Annotated in this window: 10 protein-coding genes; 5 read left to right on the top strand and 5 right to left on the bottom strand. The window is 36.2% G+C overall.

Annotation, left to right across the window (positions count from 1 at the left end; translation table 11 throughout):
- Positions 1-63 precede the first annotated feature (63 nt).
- Together G530_RS0112070 and G530_RS0112075 are read right to left on the bottom strand one after the other, a co-directional pair.
- A complete protein-coding gene (locus tag G530_RS0112070) occupies positions 64-804 on the bottom strand; it encodes a LytR/AlgR family response regulator transcription factor (protein WP_026934783.1) in 741 nt (246 codons plus the stop codon).
- A complete protein-coding gene (locus G530_RS0112075) occupies positions 804-2,693 on the bottom strand; it encodes a histidine kinase dimerization/phosphoacceptor domain -containing protein (protein ID WP_026934784.1) in 1,890 nt (629 codons plus the stop codon). Before G530_RS0112075 ends, G530_RS0112070 begins: the two co-directional genes overlap by 1 nt.
- 373 nt (positions 2,694-3,066) lie before the next feature.
- On the opposite strand from G530_RS0112075, the gene G530_RS16875 reads away from it, so the two are divergent.
- The 4 genes from G530_RS16875 to G530_RS0112095 all read left to right on the top strand — a co-directional run bounded on the left by G530_RS16875 (position 3,067) and on the right by G530_RS0112095 (position 6,380).
- Entirely contained in the window at positions 3,067-3,945 is an 879-nt protein-coding gene (locus tag G530_RS16875; protein ID WP_051199779.1) for a universal stress protein, read from the top strand.
- 167 nt (positions 3,946-4,112) lie between these two features.
- Complete coding sequence (locus tag G530_RS0112085) at positions 4,113-5,150, top strand: c-type cytochrome (RefSeq protein ID WP_026934785.1); 1,038 nt, start codon at positions 4,113-4,115, stop codon at positions 5,148-5,150.
- Positions 5,151-5,264: 114 nt separating this feature from the next.
- Positions 5,265-5,945 (top strand): Tat (twin-arginine translocation) pathway signal sequence containing protein, encoded by a 681-nt coding sequence (locus tag G530_RS0112090; RefSeq protein ID WP_026934786.1) that lies wholly within the window; start codon positions 5,265-5,267, stop codon positions 5,943-5,945.
- Between the two features lie 24 nt (positions 5,946-5,969).
- Positions 5,970-6,380, top strand: coding sequence for a DsrE family protein (locus G530_RS0112095; protein WP_026934787.1), 411 nt, complete (start codon positions 5,970-5,972; stop codon positions 6,378-6,380).
- A 220-nt stretch (positions 6,381-6,600) separates the two neighbouring features.
- Here G530_RS0112095 and G530_RS0112100 read toward each other — a convergent pair whose 3' ends face one another.
- From G530_RS0112100 to G530_RS0112110, 3 genes are all read right to left on the bottom strand, one after another.
- The gene (locus G530_RS0112100) at positions 6,601-7,455 is read right to left on the bottom strand and encodes a universal stress protein (protein WP_026934788.1); all 855 of its coding nucleotides are present in this window, start codon (positions 7,453-7,455) and stop codon (positions 6,601-6,603) included.
- Positions 7,456-7,848: 393 nt separating this feature from the next.
- Entirely contained in the window at positions 7,849-8,352 is a 504-nt protein-coding gene (locus G530_RS0112105) for a hypothetical protein (RefSeq protein WP_026934789.1), read from the bottom strand.
- 344 nt (positions 8,353-8,696) lie between these two features.
- Entirely contained in the window at positions 8,697-10,937 is a 2,241-nt protein-coding gene (locus G530_RS0112110) for an APC family permease (protein WP_026934790.1), read from the bottom strand.
- A gap of 363 nt (positions 10,938-11,300) precedes the next feature.
- On the opposite strand from G530_RS0112110, the gene serA reads away from it, so the two are divergent.
- Positions 11,301-13,193 carry a phosphoglycerate dehydrogenase gene (gene serA / locus G530_RS0112115; RefSeq protein WP_026934791.1) on the top strand — a complete coding sequence of 631 codons (1,893 nt, stop codon included), beginning with the start codon at positions 11,301-11,303 and terminating at the stop codon, positions 13,191-13,193.
- The last annotated feature ends 193 nt before the right edge of the window (positions 13,194-13,386 follow it).

Genomic DNA, 13,386 nt, shown 5'->3' on the forward strand with positions numbered 1-13,386 from the left:
AAGTGATTCAGGACGAATGCATCTTTAAGCTGTCCGGGGAAGACATTTTCTTTAGCGAAAGAATTAGATGGTTTGCAATCGTCTTAGCAATACTTTTTTCAGAGCTTTACTAATAGGAATTGCTTTTCTCCCAATTACAATATGGGTAGTGGCAATTTCTTTGATGTGAGAAATATTGATGATAAATGATCTGTGTATTCTTAGAAAGTGTCTGGAGGGTAATTTTCTATCCATTTCCTTAAGAGTCATGACCAGTAAATATTCCTTATTATTAGAGAAAATACGGCAATAGTTACGTTCGGCTTCAATGTAAAGTATGTCCTTGATATTTACTTTCACCATAGAATTAAGGTGCCTCACAAAGATACAGTCACTTAAGACTAAGGTTTCATTGTTAGAATGTGCCTTAGGATTGGGGTCATTTTTGATTCCTATCTGGCTTATGGTCAATTCTATGGCTCGTTGCAGATCTAATTTTTTAAAAGGTTTGGCAATAAAACCGTAGGGGTGAGTTTCCTTTGCCTTATTAAAATGGACATCATCAGCATTAGCGGTCAAATAAATAACCGGAATATCATGTGTCTTTTGCATTTCTAATGCGGTCTCTATTCCATTTAAGCTTCCTTTCAGGTTGATGTCTAACAGTAAAATATCCGGAGTTTCAGATTTAATATGCATTAAAGCTTCCTCACCACGAGGAACAATCCCGGTAACTTCATGACCCAGTTCATTTAATTGTAAAGAGATGTTCGCCGCTATGATCATCTCATCCTCAACGATAAGTATTTTTATTTTTTCACTCATTAGGCGCTTTTTCTAATTAGAAAATCAAATTCAATATGAGTTCCCTCTTCATTCCGTTCTATCATTGTTCCGTTAAGTTGCTGAGTTAATAATCTCACCAATTGAGATCCAAATCCTGTTCCCCTTGGTGCAAGACCATCTGTTTTTCCTACTCCATTATCTCTAACCTGTAATTTTAAATTCTGATAACTATCTTTTTCTAAACTGATATTTATTACACCCGATTTTTGCTTCGGAAAAGCATATTTAAGTGCATTTGTCAATAATTCGTTTACAATAAGACCAATGGGAACCGCGGTATCTACATCCAGATCCAACTGATCCATGGCGCATTCAATTTTCACTTTGTCTTCAGCATTAAATGTATCCAGAATACCTTCGCTTAAATTGATGAAGTAATCCTTCATTTCTATACTACCCAGGTTAGTGCCCTGATATAATTTTTGATGTATAATACCCATGGATTGCACCCGGTTCTGACTCGCGATCATAGCTTCTTTGGTAGCAGGATCTTCTATTTGAGCCGATTGTAGAGCAATGAGGCTTTTTACCATTTCAAGATTGTTCTTTACCCGGTGATGTATTTCTTTTAGTAATAATTCATTTTCAGCATTCTTGGCCCGGATAATCCTGGTGGCTTTTTTACTTCTGAAAAAGAAGAATAATAATGAAAGTAATAACACGGCTAATAGAGAGACTATAACTATAAAGAGTGTTTGGGTCTTACTTTTTTGAGCAATCAAAGCAGACTGAGATGCCAGGGCCTCATCCTTTTTCCCGGTTTCATATTTAATGGCCATCTCAGATTCAATATTTTCAATCTTGCCTTCAAGTAAGTTTTTAGAATTATTGTATGCTTTGTCTTTATATAACAGTGCATTCTCAAAATCACCGAGTTGAATATAAGCTTCGGCCAGGTCTAGATATGGCTGGATCAGGCCATTTTGATCTTTCTCTTCATAAGCATTAACCCCGGCTAATAGATGTGTTAATGCCTGCTCGTATTTTTTTTGATACAGGTATATTTTACCAATTTCGGTTCTATAGGTGGCACATCTATCCTCACCTATATGTTCTTTACATAATTCCCAGGCTGACGTATAATCTTTCAATGCATTCTCATAATCTCGTGCTTTGAGGTATACATCACCTCGATAAGAATAAGCTCTCACGGGAACGAAAATTTCTTCAGGAGCTTTAGATTTTACGATTTCCAGGCAATATTCGGTTGCTTTGTAAGCTTTTTCATATTCACCCAGTTGACCATAACCGATTATTAAATTGAATTGAGCGATGGCCAGTTCACTGTAATTTTCGGTCTTTTCTAAAAGTGGAATGGCCTCATTTGTATATTCTATAGATTTATCATAATCTTCCATTACTCTGTATTTCACACCTAAAGTGCGATAGGCACTACCAAGACCGGCTGCATCATTTATCTCTTCATATAGACCAATAGCTTTAAAAAGAACTACCTGAGCTTTGTCTAATTGCCCGGTATTTAAATAATCTATGGAGAGCGATCTATAAGTATCTGCAATTTTTTTCTTATCACCACCTTTTAAATGATAATCCAGTGCTTTTTCAGCATGATAAACTACAGAGTCTGGTGAAAAAAGACCATTGTAAGCATGCCAGCTAGCCAATGATTCATGAATCTGAGCAGTTAAAGTATCATTCTCAGTTTTTAAACTTCGTTTTAATGTCTTAAGACCAATAGCATGGAATTCTTCTAAATTCTCAGCGGTGGTGATATTAGCGCGCATCCAGGCCAGGCTTGAGTCTATCGGTTGGTTATTTATTTCCTTTTTGCTTAGATTTTTGGACTGTGAAAAACTAAACCAGGAAGTAATACAAGCCAGGAAAAGCATGAAAATTATCTTAGACATATTTTTGAAAGCAGGGTGTGAGAAACATATTTTATAATCTTAAATATACAGAATTAAGTTATAAGATTTCAGCAGCAAGGTTTTTAAGTGTCTGAAAAACAGTGATTCATATTGATGTTTAACTATTGTTAGAAAACCTGGTGTAAAAGGAAAACACTAAAATTGTTATTGGTGATATTATTTCTAACTTTTGAAAGTTTAGTTAGTTATCCTGGGTATAGGTTTTTTCTTAAAAGGTAATGGTTTGTGTTTCCTGTGAAGGGGAGATCACCGAATCATAAAATATAAAACGCATTAATTCAATATGTTATGACGAAAGTCATGTTTTTTTGAGGGTAGTCGTTTTATTTTTCTAAGTATAAATATCAAAGCTATGAAAAGTATAATTCTACCTACAGATTTCTCAGAGAATTCTATCAATGCAATAAGGTATGCACTACATCTTTTTAAGGATTATAAATGTACTTTTTACCTCCTACATACTTTTACTCCAACGGCCTATCATTCAGGAAAAGCTTTTCATAATTTCACTGCATTAGAACTGGTTCATGCTACAAGGGATGTGGCCGTTGAGAAAATAAAGGAGCTTCGGGATACTCTAAAAACTGAATTTAAGAACCCTAAGCACCGGCTAAAATGGGTGGTTGATTTTAATTTGCTAATCAGCAAGATAAGAAGTCTGGTTAAAGAGAAAAATATAGATCTTATTATCATGGGAACCCAGGGGGCAACTGGCGCCAGAGAGATCTTTTTAGGAACCCAAACTATGTACACAATCAAAAAAGTGAACCGCCCGGTTCTGGCTGTTCCGTCCGGATATGTTTATAAAAAACCAGAGGAAGTATTATTTGCTACAGATTATAAGATACTTCGGGAGGAGGAACTCCTTTTCCTGGAATTTTTTACCCGCCTGCATTCTTCCCGCCTGCATGTGCTTAATGTTTATACTGAAAACCTGGATGAACAGCAACGAGCTAACAGAAAGCGACTATCAGAGTTTTTGAAAGATAAAAAAGCGGTGTTTCATATAACCGAAGGAAAGGATATCCCAGAAGCCATAGAAAATTTCCAGAAGGAGAATAATATAGATCTGATCATCATGGTTCATAAAAAGCATGGTTTCTTTGAAAATATACTTTTTAAACCAGTCATTAATAAACTGGTATATCACACCAATACCCCATTTATGGTAATTCCGGTAAGAGAAAAGAAAGATGGGGAAGAGAATTACAATAGAATTCAAAACGAATAGAAGAGCCATTTAAAATGGCGGTATAGAATTTCAGAATTCAATTGCGCAAGTTTTTCAGACCGCTAGCTTTCAAAAAATAAAATCCGTAATTTTATGATTGAATTACTAATTTAATTCAATCTTTACCTCCTGATCTTCCTGCTTATAATCCTTTAAACATTAGGATTATGACATATAAATCGTTGAGAAAAAAAAGAACCACAGTTCAGCTTTTAATAGGCTTATCTTTTATTGTGGTATTACTGCTCATTGTTTTTTTTCTATTCAAAAATGAGGCATTTGAAACTGATTATGTCAAAATAGATAAAAACAAAATAGATCCCTTAACCGCAGATTATGATACCTTTCACCTGGATGATTCCAGGAAAAGCAAACAGATAAAATATGGTTACGAGCTTTTTATTAATACTGCCGAATATCTAGGACCCAATAATGGAAAAAGGGAACGTTCGTTTTCAGGAAATAATCTTGCTTGCAATAATTGCCATTTAAATGCCGGAACCAAGCCTTACTCGGGGATGCTGATTGGGGTGATAAACAGGTTTCCACAGTTTAGAGGAAGAGAAAACAAGATAGGTACTATAGAAGAACGCATAAATGGCTGTATGGAGCGCAGTATGAACGGCAAGCCATTGCCTCCAAACGGAGAGGAAATGAAGGCTTTTGTAGCTTATATGCATTGGCTCAACCAGTTTGCTCCGGAGGATGGAAAGGTGAAAGGTGCTGGATATACCAGGATAAAAATTCCAAACCGGGCCGTAGATCTTCAAAAAGGGGAGAAGCTATTTTTAAATAAATGTGCGTCCTGTCATGGAGAAGATGGGCAGGGAATAGCACTACAGGATTACCCAGGATATTTATATCCACCATTATGGGGCGAAGATTCTTATAATATTGGTGCAGGGATGGCCCGGGTGATCACCGCGGCAGAATTCATTAAAACCAATATGCCTTATGGAGCAACTTACGAGAAGCCAGAGCTTACAGATGAAGAGGCATATGACCTGGCCGGTTATATAAATCAGCATGAACGCCCTATAAAAACCAATCCTGAATTCGATTTTCCTGATCTAAAAAAGAAACCGGTCTCTACGCCTTACCCCCCTTATGCCGATACTTTCCCTGTTTCTCAGCATCAACTGGGACCATTTCAACCTATTATGGAATTTTACAAAGAAGAATACGGAATGAAGAAAACGAAATAACCTCCTTTTGAATAGCTTAACCTTCTGTTGCTTAGTGTTTTATTAAAATTTTAAAGCTTAACTTTAAGATCACTACACTTTAACTAAGCATTTGTCTAACTTAAATTATTAAAAATGAAACCTGATCAATTAAATTCAAACAGAAGAGATTTTCTAAGCGCGATGGTTCTGGGAGCTGCTGCCAGTGGAATGTCTGTATTAACTAATCCCCTTGAGGCCAAAATTGCCGCCTTCGATAATAAGAAAATAAGCGATCCAGATAAATGGTTCGATAAGATCAAAGGTACACACCGAGTAGTTTTTGATGGTTCTATGCCGCATCATAATTTTCCTATTATTTGGAACTGGGCCTGGTATCATACTAATAATGGTTCTGGGTCTGCAGATGATGATCTAACGGGAATGACCGTGCTAAGGCACAATGCAATTCCTTTTGCAATGAAAGATGAAGTGTGGGAGAAATATAATATGGGTGAAATGTTTGAAGTGCAGGATAATAATAAAAAATCTGCCGCTATTCGAAATGTGGTATACGAGCCGCAAGGCAAGGATATGCCTTTTCCATTTATTACAGGCATTAAAGACCTGCAGGATAGGGGAGCAATGTTCTGTGTATGTGATCTGGCTATGAATGTTTACAGTGGGATGGCGGCTGAAAAAATGGGTATGGAAAAAGAAGAAGTATACCAGGAATGGAAAGATGCTGTGCTTCCGGGAATTCAAATCGTTCCTTCCGGGGTATGGGCATTGTCCAGAGCACAAGCTAAAGGCTGCGGATACATCTTTGCCGGATAATTAAATAATTTAAAATTCGATATTATGAAAAAATATATTCTAATAGCTATTGCATGTTTCTTCTCGCTAAACCTTCTGGCACAGGATAAACCGGTTAAGATCGTCTTCGATGTAACCAGTGATGACGTGAAGGTCCATCAAAAGGCGGTAAGACATGTGAAAATGATGTCTGAAGCCTATCCTGATTCAGAATTCGAAATTGTGGTATATAGCGGGGCTTTGGATATGGTACTGAATGAAAAATCATCGGTAGCCGAAGATCTTAAGAAATTGGCAAGTGATGAACATGTAACGGTAGCCGTTTGTTCTGGTACTATGGCCAGGGAAAATGCAGATAAATCTGCCTTACTTCCCGGGGTGATAGTGGTTCCAGATGGCATTCTTGAAATTGCCCAAAAGCAGGGACAGGGATGGAGTTATATAAAAGAGCAATAATTTGATTGTAGCTTAAAGTGTTCAAATACAGTTAATTAAAGTTTGAATTGAGTTAAATTCAAAAGAAATTGTTTGCTATATTTAGATTGTTGTACAGGGTGCTATCCTTTAGTTGAGCTGAGAATATACCTGTTGATTGTCTGGATAATGCCAGATGAAGATTGCAACTTACAAAGGGAACAGTTAATGTGAAATATTCATTTATGTTCCCTTTGTTCTTTTATTCATATTCTTTTAAAATGAGTACCGGTAACCTTGGATCAAAATTGAGCTCATTAGATCTTTTATGCTGAAAGAGCCTCGAAAAAAATCCCTGCTTTCTTTGATACAGTGCCAGTAGATCACATTCCCTGCTTTCAATAAATATATGTACTCCAGTAGATGGTGTGGTTTGGGTAAGGTTGTGAAAAGCAAAAGGAATGTCAGAAAAATGTTTCGCCAGCTCTCCTTTTATCTCTTCTTGTTCGGGGCTAAGCGGTTTATTTTCGGTGTTTATGTATAAAACTCTAACAGACGCTCCTAAGCTATTCGATAATTCTACCAGTGGGATTAATTCTTTTTGCTTGAAAGGAATTCTGAAATTAGAAGGGAAAACGATCTCCAGGTCTTTTTCGGTCTTAAGTTCATAATCTTCCGGAATAACCAGAACTGGACATTTTTCTATTTCTTCAGAAATTTTCGAGATCTTATTATCATGGCTTACATTAATTCCAGCAGAATCTCCTTTTGCTCCTAAAATGATAAGATCTATTCCTAATTTATCAGCGTTATCCTGAATACCATTTATAAGATTATCCTGTATAGAAATCGTTTCAAATTGATGTTTAGGATTTTCCTTTCTGAATCCTAGGCCTTTCATCATCCTGTCCAGGCCTTTTTCAGAAGTTTCCTTTTCACTGTTCTCGTCACTATTCTTTCTCCCCAGTGGAATAGCTTCACTTAAGAATCCCTGCGACTGGTAAACATTGATTAAGTAAAAAGTACACGGATGCTTCTTATAAAGATTCATCGCAAAAATAAGAGCATTCCAGGATTGCTTCGAAAAATTGGTAGGGACTAGTATTTTCTTCTCCATATATAACGGATTATAAGTGTAAATATAATCAGGCAAAATTCATAATCAGAATTTTCTTCTAATTATAAAATGGATTTACTGAAAATATCTCTATTTATATTATTTGGACTTAAGTTTGTAATAATTTAAATAAAAAACTCCAAATGCATCAATATTTTAAGCTATTACGGCTGTTTTTTAAAAACTGGAGGCCTAATTTTCGCGTATATATATAAAACAAAAGAAGGAGGTTTTATATGGAAAAATAAATTTTGAAAATAATTACAATGATTGTCAAATTAATTAATCATTGAATTAGCCAAAACTTAAGCCGGGTTGTTTCCCGGCTTTTTTTGTACTGGTATGCAGTTCTTTAATCTTTTATTGCTGGCTTGTCTTCAGGTATTCAGAAGTTTAAGCTGAAATAGCCTCAGTATTCTCTGAGAAACGATTTACTTTTTTAAAAGATCTTATTACCAGAAAATAAAATACGATTTGGAATAAAATATTGAAGACCAATTCTGAGATATCATTCTTTAATAAATTATCCAGGTATTTTGAATTATCAACTAAAATAAATTCGGCCACCAAATTGTATAATAATGTAATTAAGAAGGCTACAATAACTATCCTTAAAGTATGCACGAAACATAGTGAAAAATATCTCTTAAGAAAATCCCGGTTGTTTCCTTTATTATTAATTTCAAATAGCTTTCCAGTACCCCAAATGGTTATTATTAGACCAATTATTATATCCAGAAACCTTAAAATTTGCGAAGTAAAGTCGGCTGGTTCTTTTCCACTAATTGCCAGTGTAATGATGATAAGAAAAGCGAGCAGGTAATGGTAGCCTGTTCTTTCAGAAATTTCATTTTTAATAAGCTTCTCTTCAAGATTTTTAATATCGAACCAGATCATAGTTGTTTGATTTTAGGTTATTGTGTGGGCTGTAAATTTTATACAATGGAGTATTACAAAGCCAGGAGATTAATTCACTTGCAGCCCTACCTTAATTTTAAATATCAATAGACCAGGTTACTCTTTTTATAGTTCCGGACCAGGAGTCAGCAAACCGACCCTACTCAATCTGCCACACTCCTAATTTGGCCCGGAAATAAAATTATAAACTGAATTATTCTTTGGATAAACTCGTATAACGAGTGTGTGTAAACTCAAATTTGTTACACTTCTAACTCATTAAATCTTCAAATTTTTCCTGGTCTGAAAAGCGGAATATTGAGCTTCAGAACCTTAGGGGAAAATTAATCTTTGCGGAAAACATCCTGTTGCATTAAAACTTCTCCAAAGGATATTTCTTCTGCAGCTAATACAAGAACCGTGGTTGGAAGTCCTTTTAGTCTTTTCTGTAAATTTGAATAATAACTTTCGAAATTTTCATCGGGATTTGCCATCCCCATGAATATAAGATCTGCCTGGGCTGAAGATTGCTGAAGAACTTCTTCAAAGCTGCGATCATTGGAGACGATCACCTCCAGTTTAGAGCCAGTACGTAACTTTTTGATGACTAAAGATAAATTCTGCCGTGCATCTGCCGCAGCTTTCTCATTATCTACCATGATCTTTAAAGTGACCTGGGCATCATACCATAATCTGCTACTTTTTAGTAAATAGGCGAGGATCATTAATAAGCCTCCGTTTCCTTTTAAACCTCCCCACCAGATGTCTATTTTTTCTCTTATCCCAAAATGTTGCTTTTTATTTTCCCGAATAATTATAATGTTACGGTTTAGTTTATAAAATTTGGTGATCATATCACAATACCTCTTTCTATACTCTAAATTCTGACTATCTCCGAGTATGATGGTATTAGGTTCCAGGGAAGCCAGCCCGTAGGCTTTCACAAAATCTTCGGCTCCTTTAAAAGTCTCATCAGCTTCAATAACCCGCGCAAAACCACGAGAACTTTTTTTAGTTAGGAAATCCTGAATATTCTGCTGCATTTGTATTCTTCGTTCTATAGTAGTGTGTTTACTGGTTAGAACGGTTGCTACGGTAAGTATTCCCCGGTTATGTGTAATACTGGATGCAAAGTCTATGAGATGCCAGCGTTTAGTTGGTGCTCCGGAAAGAACCAGGGGATTTGGCCTCCAGGTTTTGCTTGCTTTTTCGGTACTAAGATGGAGAAGACCTATTCTAACCAGGGCCATCCAAACGCCACGGCGTACATCTCCCCATGCTGTTTTCATTTCTCTGCTCTGTAACCAGACAAAAATAATAGCGATAAATATAAAGGCGAATCCAGTAGCCAGCCCATTTATAAGAAACATAACGGCTATACACCCCAAAGTACCTAATAAGGAAAAGATCCAGTGAATTTTGAAAGCCGGACGAAAAGAAGGACTATCCAGTATGCCTTCAATTCCTGCAGCAGCATTTAATACGCCGTAAGTGGTAAGGAAAAACATAGTTAAAATAGGGGCGATAATATTAAGGTTACCTAAGTAAACTGCAATTAATGCGATACCCATAGTAAATAAAGTTCCATATCGTGGTGAGTCATCATTTGCCGAGCCTATTCCCAGCCAGCTTAGCCATTGCGGCAATACCCTGTCTCTTGCAAGAGCCTGAAGAACTCTCGGGGCTCCGAGTATGCTGCCTACAGCGCTTGAAAGGGTAGCGCCCCAGACACCAATAAGAATAGCATCTCCCCAATATGAAATTTTCCTCATGATTAATGGTTCTGCAATTAGAGTTTCAGCATCTGCCCGACTAGCCAGAATTATAGGCAAAACCATATAAATTAAGTAGCCTACACCAATCGCAGCAAAGGTTCCTTTTGGAATGGATTTAGAAGGATTTTTAAGATCTCCAGACATATTGACCCCGGCCATAATACCTGTTACCGCCGGAAAAAAAACAGCAAATACTACCCAGAAACTTTCTTTGTTTTCTACAGAGGTACTCCACATTTCTATATTTGTTTCTTCAATAGGGCTACCAAAAATTAGAGATATTAAAGAAAGGCCTATTCCGAACATTATAAAATACTGGGCCCTGATCGCAACCTTAGCAGAGGTCATAGCAAGAACCGCTACAAGAATAGTAGTAATTACACCCACCGTTTTAAAATCTAATTCAGGAAAAACACTTACCACACTTTCTGCAAATCCTACAGTATATAATGCAATAGATAATGCCAGTGCTATGAATAGCGGAATTCCGATAGCTCCACCTGCTTCGACTCCTAACGACCTGCTTATCATGTAATAAGCGCCTCCGGCTCTAACCTGCTGGTCTGTGGCAATCGAAGCAACCGAGAGTGCGGTAAGAAAGGTAATAGAAACTGAAAGAGTCACTATTACTAAAGTTCCTATAAGCCCAACATTTCCTACTACCCAGCCAAAGCGCAGGTACATGATCACTCCAAGAATAGTTAGAATGGAAGGGGTGAAAACACCTCCAAATGTACCCAGACCATCTTTAACTGAGGGGATCACCGGGGAATCATTTCCGTTCTTTTTTTTGCTGAAAAAGATATTCATAAGCCAGATCCAGTAGAACTATATATAGATATAAATTGAGAGCAATTAACTGTTGTTTAAAGTTTTAAAATCATCAAAACTCCTAACAAGACTTTAGGAAATCAAGATAATACTTATTTTGATTAAAGTTATTTTTTTACTGATAGAGGTCGTGATCTAAATTCTAAAAAAAAGATTTCTATTCATTCTCTGAATTTTCCATAAAAAAAATCATTTTTCAGGAGATTTTTTCTTTTTTCTAAATTAAAAACCCGCTTTTTTGCGGAAACTGCAATTCCCGGTTTCTCTCTTGAAATTCATGTTTCTTAATGCCTTAAAAAGACTTAGTTTTATCTGTTCAAAATCACACTAGCAATTATCCAAATGGAGAATAAAAGGCATTTTGTAATTGATTTCGATAGCACGTTTACGCAGGTGGAAGCCCTTGATGTGCTTGGAGAGATCTCATTGGCCAAAAACCCTAATAAAGAAAGAAAACTTAAGGAGTTAAAAGAACTTACAGATCTAGCCATGGGAGGGAAACTAGCCTTCCGGGAATCACTGGAAAGAAGACTGGAAATTCTGGAAGCTCATAAAGACCTCATTCCTGAACTTATCGAAAAATTAAAAGACAGGGTTTCAGTATCCTTTGTTAGGAATGAAGAGTTCTTTACAGAATATAAGGATTGTATCTATATTATTTCTAATGGCTTCAGAGAATTCATTGTACCCATCGTTAAAGAATATGGGGTGAAGGAAGAGAATGTCTATGCGAATAATTTTAAGTTTGATGCAAATGGGAAAATTACTGGATTTGACCAGGAGAATGTACTTTCATCAAATAATGGAAAAGTAGAACTTCTTAAAAAAATGGATCTTAAAGGTGACGTATACGTAATTGGTGATGGCTATAATGACTATGAGATCAAAGCCGCCGGATTGGCCAATAAATTCTACGCCTTTACAGAAAATATTGAACGTGATAATATTCTTGAGAAAGCAGATCATATAACCCCGAGTCTTGATGAATTCTTATATCTTCATAAAATGAATAAAGCTATTTCTTACCCTAAAAACAGGATCAAAGTCCTTTTACTGGAAAATGTACATGCAGATGCTGTAGCCATCATGAAAAATGAAGGTTATAATGTGTCCACGATTTCAGGAGCATTGGATGAAGATGAATTAGCAGAAAAGATCAAGGACGTTTCAATACTGGGAATTAGGTCTAAAACTCAGCTAACGGCAAAAGTGCTTGAAAATGCGAACAGGTTGATAGCGGTTGGAGCTTTTTGTATAGGAACAAATCAAATAGATCTGGAGACCTGCCTCAAGAAGGGAGTGGCCGTATTTAATGCACCTTTCAGCAATACGCGTTCTGTGGTAGAACTTGCCATTGGAGAGATCATATTGTTAATGCGGAATTTACCAGATAGGATCGCTGAAATGCATAAAGGCCAATGGAATAAATCTGCTACTGGAAGCTACGAAGTTAGAGGTAAAAGATTAGGGATTGTTGGGTATGGAAATATAGGTTCACAGTTATCTGTGGTTGCAGAGGCTATTGGTTTCGATGTTTATTACTATGACCTGGTAGAAAAACTAGCTTTAGGGAATGCCACTAAATGTAATAGTTTAAAGGAACTTTTTGAAAAAGTTGATATTGTTACCTTACATGTAGATGGTCGTAAGGAGAACAAAAATATGATCGGCGATAAGCAGTTTAGCTGGATGAAGGAAGGAACGATATTTTTAAATCTCGCACGTGGGCAGGTAGTAAATGTAGATGCCCTGAAAAAACATATGGAATCTGGTAAAATTAAAGGAGCAGGAGTAGATGTATTTCCAAAGGAACCTAAAACCAATCAGGAAGAATTTGAATCACCATTAAGAGGTTTGCCTAACCTAATTCTTACTCCTCACATTGGGGGAAGTACAGAAGAGGCACAGGTGAATATTGGTAATTTTGTTCCAGGAAAGATCATTAATTATATAAATACCGGTAGCACCACGAATTCGGTAAATTTCCCGAACCTACAGCTTCCAATTCTCGAAAATGCACACAGGTTGATACATATACACCATAATAAGCCTGGTATTATTGCTCATATAAACAGGATTCTAGCTACCCATGATATCAATATTGTGGGACAATATCTGAAAACCAACGAAACCATTGGATATGTTATAACCGATATTGATAAGGAATATGAAGCTGAAGTGATCAAAGACCTTAAAGGGATTGAAGGTACGATAAGATTCCGGGTGCTATATTAGAGGAAGGTTTCATGATTTTAATCTTCACTATAATATGAAAATTCACATCTATTATTTTTAGAAAATATTCCGGTTAAATGTTTAATTAACAATTTGTTAGTTTTTTAATTAAATTGAATTGTTGAAATTTATTCCAAACTGTAATAGGTTTGTATTAGTAGTAAAAGAAGAGAAAAAAGGGTCAATTCTGAAA

The organism is Christiangramia echinicola DSM 19838, from assembly GCF_000423065.1.
Classification (GTDB): Bacteria; Bacteroidota; Bacteroidia; order Flavobacteriales; family Flavobacteriaceae; genus Christiangramia; species Christiangramia echinicola.